The following is a 16,306-nucleotide window of genomic DNA, read 5'->3' on the forward strand; positions in this document are numbered from 1 at the left end:
GCAGCGAAGCGGAGCCCCGCAGTCGCGAACGAAAGGCCGGCTCAGTGAGGGGCGGGGAGCGGTCCGTCGTGGGCCGGCGCGCGTTGGCGTACGCCGTGGTGCTCTGTCTGGCCGGCGCGGGCCTGGCGCTGTGGGCTGCGACGCGCAGTTGGTCGGTCGAGCTGACGCTACGTCCGGCGCCGCTGCCGCCGGTGCGCGACGCCCGCAGCGGTGCGAGCCTGTTGCCCTGGCTGCCGGCGTTGGCCCTGGTGACCTTGGCCGGTGGTGGTGCGGTGTTGGCTACCCGGGGCCGACTGCGGCGGGCGCTCGGCGTGCTGCTCGGCGCGCTCGGTCTGGCCGTGGCCGCCGGCGGCGGGTATGGGCTGGTCGCTGACGTGGGCGGCGTGGTGAGTCGGCAGTGGCCGACGCTCTGCCTGCTCGGTGGTCTGCTGGCCGCTGCGGGCGGCTGGTGGACGGCGGTGCGCGGCGGTGCGTGGCCGGCCATGGGCGCACGGTACGAACGTCCGGCGCGTACCGCCCCGGCGGCCGCGTCTGGGCAGGGCGACCCGGCGGGACCGTCGACGCCGTTGGCGGGGCGGCGGACCACCGAGGCGTGGGACGCGCTGGACCGGGGCGAGGACCCGACGGCCGACTGACCCGACGGTCGGGGCCAGCGGGGGTCAGCCGACCGGCTGGCGTTCCCGCTGGGCGCGGTGGCTGGCGGCGCGGGCGGCGGTCAACTCGGCGACGAGGCGGTTCAGCTCGGCGCGCTGGTCGGCGCGGGCCCGGTCGGCGCAGACCGCCTCCCAGGCGTTGCCCCGTGCGGTCCGCATCCGGCCTTCGCCCACTACTGCCCGTTCCACGGTGTGCACCACCCCGACGGCTAGCGACGCCACTGTCCGCGAGATGGTGGTCAGGCCGATGGTCGGGTACGGCTCGGAATTGCTCATGGTCACCTCGCACGAGGAGTTGCGGCGGTCGGGCAGGCGCGCCATCGAGTCTGCCTGAGGACGATGCTGGCCGGCTGACGTTTCGCCGCGGTGACCGCCCGGTCAACTGTCCCGCCTCGGCTGTGACCAGGACCCGTCCGTTCGGCCTTGAGCTTGCTCACAACATTGATCGGTGTCGTTGCCGTCAGGCGCGGACGGTGAACTGGTGGCATGATCGATGGATCGCCCCGGTCCGACCGGGGCCGTCAGGCGCTCTGCTGCGTGACGGTGGTCGATGCGGGAGGTGGCGCTGCGTGACAACCCGTTCACGGCAAGTCGGCCATTATGCCGCAGCCCTTTTGGTGAGCAGCGCCATACCCCCGGCAATCGACGCCGGTCGGCTGCCCCTAGCATCGGCCCATGACGCCCGGAGAGGGGAGTCCGTTCGTGACTGCTGAGCATGCGCACGCGGAGGGGGACGAGGCCGGCCAGGCAACGTCCGTAAGCGTGCTCGACGAGATTCTGGCTGGCGTACGTGAGGACGTCGCCCGACGCCAGGAACTGGTTCCGCTGGAGCGGATCCGGGAACTGGCAGCGGCTGCGCCGCCGCCCTTGGACGCGTACGCGGCGCTGCGCAAGCCCGGCGTGGCCGTGATCGCCGAGGTGAAGCGCTCGTCGCCGTCGAAGGGCCGGTTGGCCGAGATCGCCGATCCGGCCGACCTCGCCGTCGACTACGCGGCCGGTGGGGCGCGGGCGATCAGCGTGCTGACCGAGGGGCGCTGGTTCGGCGGTTCGCTGGACGACCTGGCGGCGGTCCGTGCCGCGGTCACCGTGCCGGTGCTGCGCAAGGACTTCGTGGTCTCCAGCTACCAGATCCACGAGGCGCGCGCGCACGGCGCCGACCTGGTCCTGCTGATCGTCGCCGCACTGGAACAGAACGTCCTGATGGGCCTGCTGGAGCGGATCGAGTCGCTGGGCATGACCGCTCTGGTCGAGGTGCACGACGAGGAAGAGGCCGACCGCGCGCTGGAGGCCGGCGCGCAGGTGATCGGGGTCAACGCCCGTGACCTGCGTACCCTGGAGGTCGACCGGTCGGTGTTCGAGCGGATCGCGCCCGGCCTGCCCAGCAGCGTCGTCAAGATCGCCGAATCCGGCGTTCGTGGCCCGCACGACCTGATCCGGTACGCCTCCGCGGGCGCGGACGCGGTCCTCGTGGGCGAGGGCCTGGTCACGCAGAAGAGCCCCCGTGAGGCGGTCGCCGAGTTGGTCAACGCCGGTAACCACCCGGCAACGCCCCGGCCGGTGCGCTGACCCCGCGCCGGTCTGACGCCAGACCGAGAGGATTCCCGATGAGCGCCGACGCGCTGGCCCCGGTGGCCGGCCCGCAGCCCGACTCCACCGGCCACTTCGGCCGCTTCGGCGGTCGGTTCGTTCCCGAGGCCCTGGTGGCCGCGCTGGACGAGCTCGACGGGGCGTGGCGTACGGCGATGGCGGACGAGTCCTTCCGGGCCGAGTTCGGCGCGCTGCTGCGCGACTACGCCGGCACGCCGTCGTTGCTCTACGAGGCCCGGCGGTTCTCCGCCAAGGTCGGCGCGCGGGTGCTGCTCAAGCGTGAGGACCTCAACCACACGGGTGCGCACAAGGTGCGCAACGTGCTCGGCCAGGCACTGCTCACCAAGCGGATGGGCAAGACCCGGGTGATCGCGGAGACCGGTGCCGGCCAGCACGGCGTGGCCACCGCGACCGCCGCCGCCCTGTTCGACCTGGAGTGCGTGGTCTACATGGGCCAGGTCGACACCGAGCGGCAGGCGCTCAACGTGGCCCGGATGCGGATGCTCGGCGCGACGGTCGTCCCGGTCACAAATGGTTCGCGCACCCTCAAGGACGCGATGAACGAGGCAATGCGGGACTGGGTGGCAAACGTCGACCAGACGCACTACCTCATCGGCACCGCCGCGGGCCCGCACCCGTTCCCGGCGATGGTGCGCGACTTCGTCCGGGGCATCGGTGACGAGGCGCGTCAGCAGTGCCTGGACCTCACCGGTGAGCTGCCGGACGCCGTCACCGCCTGCGTCGGCGGCGGCTCCAACGCGCTCGGCATCTTCCACGCGTTCGTGGGCGACGAGGCCGTGCGGTTGTACGGCTTCGAGGCGGGCGGCGACGGGCTGGCGACCGGCCGGCACGCGGCGAGCATCACCGGCGGGTCCACCGGGGTGCTGCACGGCACCCGCACCTTCGTGCTCCAGGACGCCGACGGGCAGACCCTGGAGTCGCACTCGATCTCCGCCGGCCTGGACTACCCGGGCGTCGGGCCTGAGCACGCGTGGCTACACGACACCGGCCGGGCGAGCTACCTGCCGGTCACGGACGACGAGGCGATGGCCGCGTTCGAGCTGCTCTGCCGCACCGAGGGCATCATCCCGGCGATCGAGAGTGCGCACGCGCTCGCCGGCACGGTCGCGCTGGCCCCGAAGCTCGCCGCGGAGCTGGGCCGGGAGCCCACCATCGTGGTCAACCTCTCCGGCCGGGGTGACAAGGACGTGCACACCGCCGGCGACTACTTCGGCATCCTCGACAAGGAGCGGTGAGATGAGCCGGATCGGGGTGGCCTTCGACAAGGCCCGCGCCGACGGACGGGCACTGCTGGTCGGCTGCATGCCGGCCGGTTTCCCCACCGTCGAGGGCAGCATCGCCGCGATGACCGCCATGGTCGAGGCCGGCGTCGACGTCATCGAGGTGGAGATCCCCTACTCCGACCCGGTGATGGACGGGCCGGTGATCCAGCGGGCCAGTGACATCGCGCTGGCCGGCGGCGTACGCACGGCGGACACGATGCGCATCATCGAGGCGGTGGCGGCCACCGGCGCTCCGGTGGTCACGATGACCTACTGGAACCCGGTCGAGCGGTACGGCGTGGACGTGTTCGCCCGTGACCTCGCCTCCGCCGGCGGCACCGGCCTGATCACCCCGGACCTGATCCCCGACGAGGCCGACGAGTGGCTGGCCGCCTCGGACGCGCACGGGCTGGACCGCACGTTCCTGGTCTCGCCGTCGTCCACCGACGCGCGGCTGTCGATGACGGTGCAGCACTGCCGTGGCTTCGTCTACGCGACCGCCGTGATGGGGGTGACCGGTGCTCGGGCGCGTACCTCCGACGCTGCCCCGACGCTGGTTTCCCGGGCCCGCGCGGTCACCGACCTGCCGATCGGTGTCGGCCTGGGGGTCGGCACCGGCGCGCAGGCCGGCACCGTCGCCGGCTACGCCGATGGGGTGATCGTGGGCAGCGCGCTGGTCCGGTGCGTGCTTGACGCGCCCACCGAGGCCGACGGGCTGGCCGCCCTGCGTACCCTCAGCGCCGAGCTGGCCGAGGGCGTCCGCAACCCCACCCGCTGACCGCGCCGACCCCCTCGGGTCGAGTCATCACGATGACTCGCCGGCATCAGGCTCGATCGCGTGACGGGCACCGGGCGGTCGGCTCCAGGCCGGCGGCGGGACTGTCGCTGCTTCGCCGCGTTGCTCCGGCGGCTGCACGGCGCCGGGCACCCCGGGGACGTCGCGGAGCACGCCGGAGCGGCCGGCTGTGGCGTCGGCGACGGCGGCCCGGGTGAGCGGGGTGACCGCCTCGGGCAGCGCGTCGGGGGAGTGCCAGGACAGCCGGCAGCCCGGTGCTGGGTCGGCGGCGGGTCGGACCCCGGCCGCGCGGGCCCGAAAGACGTGCACGAGTACGTCCGGCGGCGGCCCGACGCGTCCGGCCGTGCACTCCCCCGTCGGGCCGGTCAGGTGGTACACGCCGACCAGGTCGATCAGCTCGATCTCCCAGCCGGTCTCCGCGCGGATGTCGCGTAGGGCCGCCCGCACCGGGCTCTCGGCCGGGCGCAGCCGCCCGCCGGGCAGCGCGTAACGGCGTGCGCCTCGGCCCTGCTGGCAGAGCAGCACTCGACCGGTGTCGTCGGTGACGACGGCGGCGACCGCCCAGGTGAGCGCGCTCATGGACAAAGAGCCTACGGCGGCGCAAACCAGAAGTCACCGACTTGCGCGCTGCGGTGGCCCGGGGTGCCGCAGCGGGGGTGTGCAGCGGTAGCGTGTGCACCCGTGACCCTCGCCTCGCTCTCCCCCCAGGCGGCCCTGCCCAGTCCCAGCACCGCGGTCTGGCAACTCGGGCCGGTGCCGATCCGGGCGTACGCGCTCTGCATCATCGCCGGCATCGTGCTGGCCTGCTGGGTAACGGAGCGCCGGCTGCGGCAGCGCGGCGTCGCGCCTGGCACGGTGCTCGACATCGCCGTTTGGGCGGTGCCCGCGGGCATCATCGGCGCCCGGATCTACCACGTGGTCACCTCACCGGAGAAATACTTCGGCGCTGGTGGGGACCCGATGAAGGCGTTCGCCATCTGGGAGGGCGGTCTCGGCATCTGGGGCGCGGTCGCCGGTGGCGCGATCGGTGCCTGGATCGCGGCCCGACAGCTCGGCATCCCGTTGACCGTGATCGCCGACGCGCTGGCCCCCGGGCTGCCGCTGGCCCAGGCGGTCGGTCGGCTCGGCAACTGGTTTAACAACGAGCTCTTCGGCGGCCGGACCACCCTGCCGTGGGGCCTGCAGATCCATCGGATGGACCCGGACAATCCCGGGCACGCGCTGCGCGACGACGCCGGGCAGCCGATCCTCGAACCGGGTCTCTACCAGCCGACCTTCCTCTACGAGGCGCTGTGGAACCTCGGCGTCGTGGCGCTGGTCCTGCTGCTCGACCGTCGGCTCAAGCTGGGCCGGGGCCGGGCGTTCGCGCTCTACGTGATGGGCTACACCGTCGGCCGGTTCTGGATCGAGCTGATGCGCACCGACGAAGCCAACCTCATCCTCGGTGTGCGCCTCAACGTGTGGACCGCCGCGCTGGTCTTCCTCGGCGCGTTGATCTACTTCGTCCGGGTGCGTGGCCCGCAGGACTACCTGATCCCGCTCGGCGCGGTGGCGACGCCGACCCCGTCCGCCACGTCCGACCTGTCCCAGGTCGACCTCTCCGAGCGTGAGACTCCCGCGCGGGCTGCCGCGCCGGAGGGCTACCGGGTGGTGAGCGAGGAGCAGTACGCCGCCTGGCAGGAGACCGGTGTCGTACCGCCGGAGCCGGCCACCGACGACGACTCCCAGCCGGGTGACGGCGAGTCGTCCGTGGACGCGGCCCCCGCCGACCAGGCGTCGAACGACGACGAGCCGGCGGATGATCAGTCCTCCCGCACCGAACGGGCCGACGCCACCGGCGCGCGTCCCGCCGACCGGGACAGCTGAGCGGAGGCGGCACCGATGCGAAGCGCGGTGGTGGTCGGCGCAGGGGTCGGTGGCCTCGCGGTGGCCGGCGCGCTGGCCCGCTCCGGCTGGCAGGTCACCCTGTTGGAACGGGCCGAACGGGTCCGCCCCGAGCCGACCGCCGTGGTGCTCTGGCCCAACGGCGTCCGCGCGCTACAGGCCCTCGGCCTCGGTGCGGGCCTGGCCGCCATCGCCACCCCGCTGCCCGACGGCGGGGTCCGTCGCCCGGACGGGCACTGGCTCGTGCAGCCCCGGCCCATCCCGGCCGACCGGATGCCCGTGGTGGTGCACCGCGAGGACCTGCACGACACGCTTATCGCTGGCCTCGGTGACCGAGTCGAGCTGCGTACCGGAGTGACCGTGCGCCACGTCCGCGTGGAGCCGGGTGAGCGACCGGGGGTCAGCGACGGACGGCACACCATCGAGGCCGATCTCGTGGTCGCGGCCGACGGCACGGACAGCGGCATCCGCCGCCAACTCGCGCCGGAGTCCCGCGTGGTCAGCTCCGGGTGCGCTGCCTGGCGGGCCGTCATTCCCTGGTACCAGGCACCTCGACTCCCCGACGACCAGCCGTTGGCTGGTGAGGTCCTCGGCGCGGGTTACCGGTTCGTGGCCGCGTCGCTGGGCGAGCGCGGTTCCTCGGGCGGGTCCACCCGGGGCGGCATCTACTGGGTGGCGACCGCTGCCGGAGCGCCCCGCCCGGAACCACCGGAGACCCAACTCGCGCTGCTGCGCCGCTGGTACGCGGGCTGGCCCGCCCCGATCGGCGCGCTGCTCGACGCCACCGATCCGGCCGACCTGGTCCAGCAGGAGGTTCGCGAGCTGCGCCCGCTGCCTCGCGCGTACGGCTTTCCGGTCGGGCCCGGCGGAGTGGTGCTGCTCGGCGACGCGGCGCACGCCATGCCTCCGCACCTCGGGCAGGGCGCCTGCCTGGCGTTCGAGGACGCCGCCACGCTCGCCTCTCTGCTGCGAGAGGCCCGGCTGCCCGACGCCGTCCAGGCGTACGACCGGGTGCGCCGCCCCCGGGCCGCGACGGTGGTCCGGCAGACCCGGCGGATGTCGGCGGTGCTCCAGACCCGGGGCCGGTTGGCGCTGCGCGCCCGGGACGCCGCCCTGGGCACGATCAACTCGCGACTGCTCTCCAGCGCCGCAGCCTCCGCCGCCCAGTGGCGTCCACCGACCTGACCCCGGTCGCCCGGCAGGTCAGGGGATGAGGGCGGCGGGTTCGGCGATGCAGGCGGTGCCGATTCGGCGGAAGCCCACCCGCAGGTAGACCCGCGCGATCTCCTCGCTGCCCGCGGAGAGGAAGACCAGGTCGGTGCCGGCCCCCAGCAGTTCATGGGCGAGGGCGGCGGTGATCGCGGCACCGAGCCCGCGTCGCCGGGCGGACGGCAGAGTGGCCACCCCGGCGATCTCCGCGACGTCGTCCACCCGCATCGCCATGCCGCTGGCCAGCGCGCCCTCGGCCGGCGTGCCGGCCAGCGCGGAGATCCGTCGGCCGTCGGCGATGCGGGCGCGTTCCTCGTCGAGCGCGGCCAGTTCGAGTTCGGTGACGGCGGCGTCGCGTTCGGCCGGGCCGGCCGCACCGGGCGCGGTGCCGGCGGCGGCGAACGACACCGCTGCCACCGCACGTCGGGCGGCGACGTCGGCGGCGAAGCCGGGGGAGTCCGCTGCCAGCACTCGCACCGCCGCGTCGGAGAGCGTCGCCGGGTCGGGCAGCGCGCTCGGGTCGAGCACCATCAGCGGTGCCTCCAGCACGCTCAGCCCCGCCGAGCGGGCCACCGCCAGCAGCTCGGGGGTCGTCTCGTGCACCCACTCGAAGGTTTCCGGCAGACCCAGCTTCCGCTGCCGCTCACGGGCCGAGGTCACGTCGGCCAGCGACGGCGGCTCGGTGGCGTCGATCCGGGGGCGGGCGTAGAACGGCCAACCGGCTCCCTCGCGGACGAAGAGCACCAGCCCGCCATGCTCCTCCGCACCGGCGACGTCGCGGGGCACCGCGTCGTAGAAACGTTCCAACCGGTCGAAGACGTGCTTGTGTAGCGGATCCACCGCGCGAGACTACACGTCCCAGCCTGTGGACGGTGTGATCGATCTCAGGTGGCCTTGTGACCCCGGCCCTAACGTAGACTCAATAGACCCACGGGCCGACGTCGTCCCCACCATGATCCAACCTGAGTGACGACAGGAGGCCCGGTGGCTCAGCCGTACGCGGACAAGACACAGCCGTACCCGCACAGCCCGCAGGCGTCCCCGATGCCCGACCCTCGCCCGTCCTCCCAGGGCCTCTACGACCCGGCGCAGGAGCACGATGCCTGCGGGGTGGCCTTCGTGGCGGACCTGCACGGCCGGCGTTCGCACGCGGTCGTCGCCAATGGGCTCGGCGCGCTCTGTCGACTGGACCACCGGGGCGCCCGTGGCGCGGAGCCGAACACCGGCGACGGCGCAGGCATCATGATCCAGGTGCCCGACGCGTTCCTGCGCGCGGTGGCCGACGTGGAGCTCCCCGCGGCTGGTGAGTACGCCACGGGGCTGGTCTTCCTCCCCGACGACGATGCCGCCGAGGCGCGTGCCCGGCGGGTGGTCGAGAAGTACGCGCTGGTCGAGGGCGCCGACCTGCTCGGCTGGCGGGACGTGCCGATCGACCCGAGCGACCTGGGCGAGACCGCCCTGGCGGCGATGCCCCGGGTCCGGCAGCTCTTCCTGGCCGCGCACCGCCTCACCGACGCGCCCGGCGGGCCGGCCGGCTCCCCACTGCGCGGCATCGAGCTGGACCGGGTGGCGTTCTGTCTGCGTAAGCAGGCCGAACGGGAGACCGCCGAGCGGGGCGTGCCGGCGTACTTCCCGTCGCTGTCCAGCCGCACCATGGTCTACAAGGGCATGCTCACGCCCGACCAGTTGCCGGCGTTCTTCCCGGACCTGCGCGACGAGCGGGTGGACAGCGCCATCGCGCTCGTGCACTCCCGCTTCTCCACCAACACCTTCCCGTCCTGGCCGCTGGCCCACCCGTACCGGTTCATCGCCCACAACGGCGAGATCAACACGATCCGGGGCAACCGCAACTGGATGCAGGCCCGCGAGGCGCTGCTGCGCTCGCCGAACGTGCCGGGCAACATCCGACGGGTCTTCCCGGTCTGCACCCCCGCCGCCTCCGACTCGGCGAACTTCGACGAGGTCCTGGAGCTGCTGCATCTGGCCGGGCGGAGCCTGCCGCACGCGGTGCTCATGATGATCCCTGAGGCCTGGGAGAACGACCCCGGCATGGCTTCGGCGAAGCGGGACTTCTACCGCTTCCACGCCAGCCTGATGGAGCCGTGGGACGGCCCGGCGTCGGTGGCGTTCACCGACGGGGAGATCGTCGGCGCGGTGCTGGACCGCAACGGGCTGCGCCCGGGGCGCTGGTGGCAGACCGACGACGGGCTCGTGGTGCTCGGTTCCGAGGCGGGCGTCCTCGACCTCGACCCGGCCCACGTGGTCGCGAAGGGGCGACTCCAGCCGGGCAAGATGTTCCTGGTCGACACCGTCGCTGGCCGGATCGTGCACGACGAGGAGATCAAGTCCGAGTTGGCCGCCGCCCAGCCGTACGGCGAGTGGCTGCACGCCGGGCTGATCGAGCTGAACGACCTGCCGGCCCGTGAACACACCGTCTACACGCACGACTCGGTGCGCCGCCGTCAGCAGACCTTCGGCTACACCGAGGAGGAGCTGAAGATCCTGCTCGCGCCGATGGCCCGCACCGGCGCCGAGCCGCTCGGCTCGATGGGTACGGACACCCCGATCGCGCCGTTGTCGACCCGGCCGCGGCTGCTCTACGACTACTTCCACCAGCTCTTCGCCCAGGTCACCAACCCGCCGCTGGACGCCATCCGCGAGGAGTTGGTGACCAGCCTGGCGTCGACCATCGGGCCGGAGGGCAACCTGCTCGACCCGGGTGCCGCGAGCTGCCGGCAGATCGTGCTCCCGCACCCGATCATCGACAACGACGAGCTGGCGAAGATCCTCTCCATCGACGAGGACGGCGACCTGCCCGGCTTCAAGGCGGTCCGGGTCTCCGGGCTGTACCGGATCCGGGAGGGCGCCGCCGGGATCAAGGCCCGGCTGACCGAGATCTGCCGGCACGTCTCCGAGGCGATCGAGGACGGCGTGCGCATCCTGGTGCTCTCCGACCGGGACTCCAACGCCGACCTGGCCCCGATCCCGTCGCTGCTGCTCACCGCCGCCGTGCACCAGCACCTGGTGCGCGAGCAGACGCGTACGCAGGCGGCGTTGATCGTCGAGTCCGGTGACTGCCGGGAGGTGCACCACGCGGCGGTGCTGATCGGCTACGGCGCGGCGGCGGTCAACCCGTACCTGGCGTTCGAGTCGGTCGAGGACATGATCCACACTGGCGCGCTGGCCGGTGTGGAGCCGGCCGCCGCGGTGCGCAACTACGCGAAGGCGCTCGGCAAGGGCGTCCTGAAGATCATGTCGAAGATGGGCATCTCGACGGTCTCCTCGTACTGCGGGGCGCAGGTCTTCGAGGCGGTCGGCCTGGACACCCGGCTGGTCGATCGTTACTTCCGGGGCACCCCCAGCCGCATCGGCGGGGTGAGTCTCGCGGGCTTGCACACTGAGGTGGCCGCCCGGCACGCGCTGGCCTGGCCGCCGGCCGGCACGGCCAGCTCCGACCGGCTGGAGGTCGGTGGGGAATACCAGTGGCGCCGCGAGGGTGAGCTGCACCTGTTCAACCCGGAGACGGTCTTCCTGCTGCAACACGCCACCCGCAGTCGGCAGTACGACGTCTTCCGGCAGTACACCGCCAAGGTCGACGCGCTCGCCGCGCAGGCCGGCTCGCTGCGCGGGCTGTTCACCCTGCGCACCGGGGTCCGCCCGGCGGTGCCGATCGAGGAGGTCGAGCCGGCCACCGAGATCGTCAAGCGGTTCGCCACCGGCGCCATGTCGTACGGGTCGATCTCGGCGGAGGCGCACGAGACGCTCGCCATCGCCATGAACCGTCTCGGCGGCAAGTCCAACACCGGCGAGGGCGGCGAGGACGTCGAACGACTGCACGACCCGGCCCGCCGCTCGGCGGTCAAGCAGATCGCCAGCGGCCGGTTCGGGGTAACAAGCGAATACCTGGTCAACGCCGACGACCTGCAGATCAAGATGGCCCAGGGCGCCAAGCCGGGCGAGGGCGGTCAGCTGCCCGGCAACAAGGTCTGGCCGTGGATCGCCCGGACCCGGCACGCCACTCCCGGCGTGGGTCTGATCTCCCCGCCGCCGCACCACGACATCTACTCCATCGAGGACCTCGCCCAGCTGGTGCACGACCTGAAGTGCGTCAACCCGGCGGCGCGGGTGCACGTCAAGCTGGTCAGTGAGGTCGGCGTCGGCACCGTCGCGGCCGGGGTGGCCAAGCTCAAGGCGGACGTCATCCTGATCTCCGGCCACGACGGCGGCACGGGCGCCTCCCCGATGAACTCGCTCAAGCACGCCGGCACCCCGTGGGAGTTGGGGCTGGCCGAGGCGCAGCAGACGCTGTTGCTCAACAAGCTGCGCGACCGGGTCACCGTGCAGGTCGACGGCCAGCTCAAGACCGGTCGGGACGTGCTGATCGCGGCGCTGCTCGGCGCGGAGGAGTTCGGCTTCGCGACCGCGCCACTGATCGTCGAGGGCTGCGTGATGATGCGGGTCTGCCACCTGGACACCTGTCCGGTCGGCATCGCCACCCAGAATCCTGTGCTGCGCGAGCGTTTCACCGGCAAGCCGGAGTTCGTGGAGAACTTCTTCCTCTTCCTCGCCGAGGAGGTCCGGGGTTACCTGGCCGAGTTGGGTTTCCGGTCGATCGAGGAGGCGATCGGGCAGTCCGAGCTGCTCGATGTCGCCCCGGCGCTGACGCACTGGAAGGCGCACGGGTTGGACCTGACGCCCGTCCTGCACCTGCCGGAGCTGCCCGCCGGTGCGGCCCGACGCGGGGTCCGCGCCCAGGATCACGGCCTGGATCAGGCGTTGGACAACGAGCTGATCGCGTTGGCCCGTCCGGCTCTGTCGGACGGGGCACCGGTGCGGGTCGAGGTGGCGGTGCGCAACGAGCACCGCAGCGTCGGCGCGATGCTCGGCGGTGAGGTCACCCGTCGCTTCGGCGGCGCCGGCCTCCCCGAGGACACCATCGAGTTCGTGCTGCACGGCACGGCGGGGCAGTCGTTCGGCGCGTTCCTGCCGCGCGGCGTGACCCTGCGCCTGCACGGCGACGCCAACGACTACGTGGGCAAGGGCCTCTCCGGCGGGCGGCTCATCGTCCGTCCGGACGCCGCCGCGCCGTTCCTCGACCCCGACGCCGAGCCGGGGCAGCGGGCCGAGGACCAGATCATCGCCGGCAACACCATCCTGTACGGGGCCACGGCGGGCGAGGTCTTCCTGCGCGGCCGAGTGGGGGAGCGGTTCGCGGTCCGCAACTCCGGTGCGGTCGCGGTGGTCGAGGGCGTCGGCGACCATGGCTGCGAGTACATGACCGGCGGCACGGTGGTGGTGCTCGGCGCGACCGGGCGGAACTTCGCAGCCGGCATGTCCGGCGGCACGGCGTTCGTGCACCACCTGGACCGTTCCCGGGTCAACACGGAGTTGGTCGACCTGACGCCGCTGGGCGAGCAGGAGCAGTCGCTGCTGCACGAGCTGGTCCAACGGCACGTGGCCGAGACCGGGTCGGCGGTCGCCGAGGAACTGCTCAAGCGGTGGTCGGAGGCGGTGGCCGAGTTCACCGTGGTCATCCCGCGCGACTACCGCCGGGTGCTGGAGATCATGCGGGCCGCCGAAGCAGCCGGCCGCGACGTCGACGACGCGGTGATGAAAGAACTGACCGCACCCGCTGTGCCGGTGATGCCGGTGCCGCCCGCCCCGCGGGTGGCTGCCCAGGAGGTGGCACGTGCCTGACCCGAACGGTTTCCTGCGCTACGACCGGCGGTTGCCGGCCCGCCGCCCGGTGCCGGTGCGGATCAGCGACTGGCGGGAGGTGTACCCGCCGGCCGGTGAGGAGCTGGTCCGTGAGCAGGCCACCCGATGCATGGACTGCGGCATCCCGTTCTGCCACGACGGCTGCCCGCTGGGCAACCGCATCCCGGACTGGAACGACCTGGTCCGTACCGGCAACTGGGCCGCCGCCGTGGAGTCGCTGCACGCCACAAACAACTTCCCGGAGTTCACCGGCCGGCTCTGCCCGGCGCCCTGCGAGGCGGCCTGCGTGCTCGGCATCTCCGGCGGTCAACCGGTGACGATCAAGCAGGTCGAGGTGGAGATCGCCGACGCCGCTGCGGCGCGCGGGTTCACCCCTCGCCCGGTGCCGGCGCCGTCGGGTCGGTCGGTCGCCGTCGTCGGCTCCGGGCCCGCCGGGCTCGCCGCCGCCCAGCAGCTGGTCCGCGCCGGTCACGCAGTGACGGTGTACGAGCGCGACGACGCGATCGGCGGCCTGCTGCGGTACGGCATCCCCGACTTCAAGTTGGAGAAGCGGCACATCGATGCCCGGTTGGCCCAGCTCACCGCCGAGGGGGTGCGCTTCCGCACCGGCGTGAACGTCGGGGTGGACGTCACCGCCGAGCAGTTGCGCGCGGAGCACGACGCGGTGCTGTTGGCCGGTGGGGCGTTGCAGGGCCGGGACACCCCGGAGACCCCTGGGCGGGCGCTTCGGGGCGTACACCAGGCGATGGCGCACCTGGTTGCGGCCAATCGCGCGGTCGCTACCGCGGCCACCGACCAGGCCGGCGTGGTGGCCACCGGCGAGCGTCGGCTGGCGCGGGCGGTGTTGCCGGACGGCACCCCGATCGACGCGGCCGGCAAGCACGTGGTGATCATCGGTGGTGGTGACACGGCGGCCGACTGCCTCGGCGTCGCGCACCGCCAGGGGGCGGCGGGCGTGCACCAGCTCGACCTGTACCCGCAGCCGCCGCAGGAGCGGGACGAGGCCCGCGACCCGTGGCCGACCTGGCCGTGGATCCTGCGCAGCTACCCGGCGCACGAGGAGGGTGGCGAGCGGGTCTTCGCCGCGGCGGTGCAGGAGTTCGTGGACGACGGCACCGGCCAGGTGCGGGCGGTACGGATCGCCGAGGTGACCGTGGAGAAGCGGGACGGCCGGCGGATCGTCACAGTGGTGCCGGGCTCCGAGCGGGAGTTGCCGGCCGACCTGGTGCTGCTGGCGATCGGCTTCGAGGGCACCGAGCAGCAGCCGCTGCTGGCCCAGTTCGGCGTAGCCCGTAATCCCCGGGGCGCCATCGACGCCCGCGACGACTGGCAGACCGCTGCCGACGGTGTGTTCGTGGCCGGTGACATGCACCGGGGCGCCTCGCTGATCGTCTGGGCCATCGCCGAGGGGCGTGCGGCCGCCGCCGCCATCCACGGCTATCTGGGCGGTGTCGGCACGTTGCCGGCGCCGGTGGGCCCGGCCACGCAGGCGCTCGCCGCTCGCTGACCCCAAATGTCCGGTTCGGTGCGGCGTGTTGTCGCCGCACCGGCCGGGCATTCCCGCAGGTGAAGCCACTCACAAATGTGGGCAAATCGGTTTAAGCCGGCAAGACTTGTCGGCTGCCGAATCGTGCCGCGATCGGCCTTAATGATCATGCTGCCGATCGCTGGAGGTTCGTCGTGGCCCTGGGTGCCACCTTCGCCGCGCTGCGCCATCGCAACTACCGGATCTGGGCTCTCGCCGGCTTCGTCTCCGTCATCGGCACCTGGATGCAGGTGCTCGGGGTCAACTGGTACGTCCTGAAGGAGACCGGCTCGGCGACCTCCATGGGCTTCGCCGTGCTGCTCCAAGCCGCGCCCACCCTGCTGCTCAGCCTCTGGGGCGGGGTGCTGGCCGACCGGCTGCCGGCCCGCCCGCTGCTGATCTCCGCCCAGGTGGCCCACGCGACGCTCGCCGCCGGACTGGGGTTGGTCGCCCTGACCGGGGTCGGCGGCCTGCCGCTGATCTTCGCGATCTCGCTGGCCACCGGTGCCGTCTCGGCCATCGAAGGCCCGGTGATGGGGCGCTGGGCCTCCAGCCTGGTCGACCGGGAGACGCTGGGCAACGCCCTGGCGCTCGGCTCGCTCACCAACTCCGCCGGCCGCATCCTCGGCATGAGCCTCGGTGCCGTGGTGGTGGCCGCGGTCGGCCCCGCCCTGCTGTTCGGCATCAACGCGGCCAGCTTCGCCGCTGTCGTGGTGGCGCTGTTCGCCGTACGCCCGGGGGTCGTGCCCGGCCTGGCAGCACCGGACGCCGGCCCGATCCGTGGCAGCGGTGTCCGCGCCGGGTTCGCCTACCTGCGTGGGCAGCCGGTGCTGCTGCTCGCGCTCGCCCTGTCGTTCGTCCTCGGCAGCCTGGGCCGCAACTACCAGGTGACCATGGCCGCGATGAGCGACGGGCCACTGCACGCCGGCGCTTCCGGGTATGGCTTCCTGTCGACCGTGTTCGCGATCGGGACGGTGGTGGGTGCGCTCGTCGCGGCCCGTCGGAGTTCCCTGGGCTACCGGACGCTGGTCGTGGCGGGCCTGCTCGCCAGCGGGCTGCAGATCGTCGCCGGCCTCGCGCCGGGCACCTGGAGCTTCGCTGCGGTGATCCTGCCGATCGCCGCCGCCGCGGTGATCATCGACACCACCGTCGGCACCCGCGCTCAACTCGACACCGACGGCGCCATGCGGGGCCGGGTGCTCGCCGCGCTGGCGGTCACCGGCTCGGTCTCCGCCGCGGTCGGCGCCCCGCTGCTCGGCTGGCTCGCCGAGCACGCCGGGCCGCGCCAGACGCTCGTCCTCGCCGGGTCGGTCGCGGCGATCGCCACGGTGGTCGCGGCCGTCGCCCTGGACCGGCAGCACGCTCGCGCGGCCACCCCCGCGCTTGTCGTTCCGCGGCCGAGTCATCCGGTACGGCGAGCGGCGTTCCGGGCCGCCCGCATCGTCCGGCCCGCCGGGGCGGTCTGTGTCATCACGCCCACCGGATCCGGCGCGGCTCGCTCGGGCGTGGGCCGGCTGCGGGAGTTGGCCACGGCCGGGCAGGCGGCCCGCCGCTGAGACAGCGGTCAGGGTGGTGCGGGTCGCCATGATCGCCTGCCCCAGCGGTTCCCACCGCCCCCACCCCCCTGGGCCTTACGCCGGCGGGGGTGGGG

At 73.1% G+C, this 16,306-nt stretch carries 12 protein-coding genes; 9 read left to right on the plus strand and 3 right to left on the minus strand.

Features of this window, described 5'->3' with window-relative positions:
• The first annotated feature begins 44 nt into the window (after positions 1-44).
• Complete coding sequence (locus IF46_RS0115295; protein WP_030489008.1) at positions 45-635, plus strand: Trp biosynthesis-associated membrane protein; 591 nt, start codon at positions 45-47, stop codon at positions 633-635.
• 24 nt (positions 636-659) lie between these two features.
• On the opposite strand, the gene IF46_RS0115300 is transcribed toward IF46_RS0115295, so the two are convergent.
• On the minus strand, positions 660-929 hold the full coding sequence (locus IF46_RS0115300; RefSeq protein ID WP_030489009.1) for a hypothetical protein: 270 nt from the start codon (positions 927-929) through the stop codon (positions 660-662).
• 486 nt (positions 930-1,415) lie between these two features.
• Here IF46_RS0115300 and trpC point away from each other — a divergent pair, with 486 nt between their 5' ends.
• From trpC to trpA, 3 genes are read left to right on the plus strand one after another with little or no spacing between them, the layout of a single operon-like run.
• Entirely contained in the window at positions 1,416-2,219 is an 804-nt protein-coding gene (gene trpC, locus IF46_RS0115305; RefSeq protein ID WP_030489010.1) for an indole-3-glycerol phosphate synthase TrpC, read from the plus strand.
• Between the two features lie 38 nt (positions 2,220-2,257).
• Positions 2,258-3,496 (plus strand): tryptophan synthase subunit beta, encoded by a 1,239-nt coding sequence (gene trpB, locus IF46_RS0115310; RefSeq protein WP_030489011.1) that lies wholly within the window; start codon positions 2,258-2,260, stop codon positions 3,494-3,496.
• Between the two features lies 1 nt (position 3,497).
• The gene (gene trpA / locus IF46_RS0115315) at positions 3,498-4,301 is read left to right on the plus strand and encodes a tryptophan synthase subunit alpha (protein WP_030489012.1); all 804 of its coding nucleotides are present in this window, start codon (positions 3,498-3,500) and stop codon (positions 4,299-4,301) included.
• Positions 4,302-4,328: 27 nt separating this feature from the next.
• Here the strand turns inward: trpA and IF46_RS0115320 are convergent, their stop codons facing one another.
• Positions 4,329-4,898: an NUDIX hydrolase gene (locus IF46_RS0115320; RefSeq protein ID WP_030489013.1), complete on the minus strand. Its 570-nt coding sequence runs from the start codon at positions 4,896-4,898 to the stop codon at positions 4,329-4,331.
• A 102-nt stretch (positions 4,899-5,000) separates the two neighbouring features.
• On the opposite strand from IF46_RS0115320, the gene lgt reads away from it, so the two are divergent.
• A complete protein-coding gene (gene lgt / locus IF46_RS0115325; RefSeq protein ID WP_036392207.1) occupies positions 5,001-6,185 on the plus strand; it encodes a prolipoprotein diacylglyceryl transferase in 1,185 nt (394 codons plus the stop codon).
• A 15-nt stretch (positions 6,186-6,200) separates the two neighbouring features.
• Positions 6,201-7,388: an FAD-dependent oxidoreductase gene (locus IF46_RS0115330; protein ID WP_030489015.1), complete on the plus strand. Its 1,188-nt coding sequence runs from the start codon at positions 6,201-6,203 to the stop codon at positions 7,386-7,388.
• Positions 7,389-7,406: 18 nt separating this feature from the next.
• On the opposite strand, the gene IF46_RS0115335 is transcribed toward IF46_RS0115330, so the two are convergent.
• Positions 7,407-8,252 (minus strand): GNAT family N-acetyltransferase, encoded by an 846-nt coding sequence (locus IF46_RS0115335; protein WP_030489016.1) that lies wholly within the window; start codon positions 8,250-8,252, stop codon positions 7,407-7,409.
• Positions 8,253-8,456: 204 nt separating this feature from the next.
• Between IF46_RS0115335 and gltB the strand changes: the two genes are divergently transcribed.
• The 3 genes from gltB (at position 8,457) to IF46_RS0115350 (ending at position 16,211) form a co-directional block, all read left to right on the plus strand.
• Complete coding sequence (gene gltB, locus IF46_RS0115340; protein ID WP_051723935.1) at positions 8,457-13,109, plus strand: glutamate synthase large subunit; 4,653 nt, start codon at positions 8,457-8,459, stop codon at positions 13,107-13,109.
• On the plus strand, positions 13,102-14,637 hold the full coding sequence (locus IF46_RS0115345; protein WP_030489018.1) for a glutamate synthase subunit beta: 1,536 nt from the start codon (positions 13,102-13,104) through the stop codon (positions 14,635-14,637). The genes gltB and IF46_RS0115345 overlap by 8 nt, the downstream gene beginning before the upstream one ends.
• A 173-nt stretch (positions 14,638-14,810) precedes the next feature.
• On the plus strand, positions 14,811-16,211 hold the full coding sequence (locus IF46_RS0115350) for an MFS transporter (protein ID WP_030489019.1): 1,401 nt from the start codon (positions 14,811-14,813) through the stop codon (positions 16,209-16,211).
• The last annotated feature ends 95 nt before the right edge of the window (positions 16,212-16,306 follow it).

The sequence above is a fragment of the Micromonospora chokoriensis genome, from assembly GCF_000718555.1.
GTDB lineage: Bacteria > Actinomycetota > Actinomycetes > Mycobacteriales > Micromonosporaceae > Micromonospora > Micromonospora chokoriensis_B.

What these genes read in the sequence shown, in the direction of transcription:
- IF46_RS0115300 (WP_030489009.1), bottom strand. Translation starts at nt 929, where the DNA reads ATGAGCAATTCCGAGCCGTACCCGACCATCGGCCTGACCACCATCTCG.
- trpB (WP_030489011.1), top strand. Translation starts at nt 2,258, where the DNA reads ATGAGCGCCGACGCGCTGGCCCCGGTGGCCGGCCCGCAGCCCGACTCC.
- trpA (WP_030489012.1), top strand. Translation starts at nt 3,498, where the DNA reads ATGAGCCGGATCGGGGTGGCCTTCGACAAGGCCCGCGCCGACGGACGG.
- IF46_RS0115320 (WP_030489013.1), bottom strand. Translation starts at nt 4,898, where the DNA reads ATGAGCGCGCTCACCTGGGCGGTCGCCGCCGTCGTCACCGACGACACC.
- IF46_RS0115330 (WP_030489015.1), top strand. Translation starts at nt 6,201, where the DNA reads ATGCGAAGCGCGGTGGTGGTCGGCGCAGGGGTCGGTGGCCTCGCGGTG.
- gltB (WP_051723935.1), top strand. Translation starts at nt 8,457, where the DNA reads ATGCCCGACCCTCGCCCGTCCTCCCAGGGCCTCTACGACCCGGCGCAG.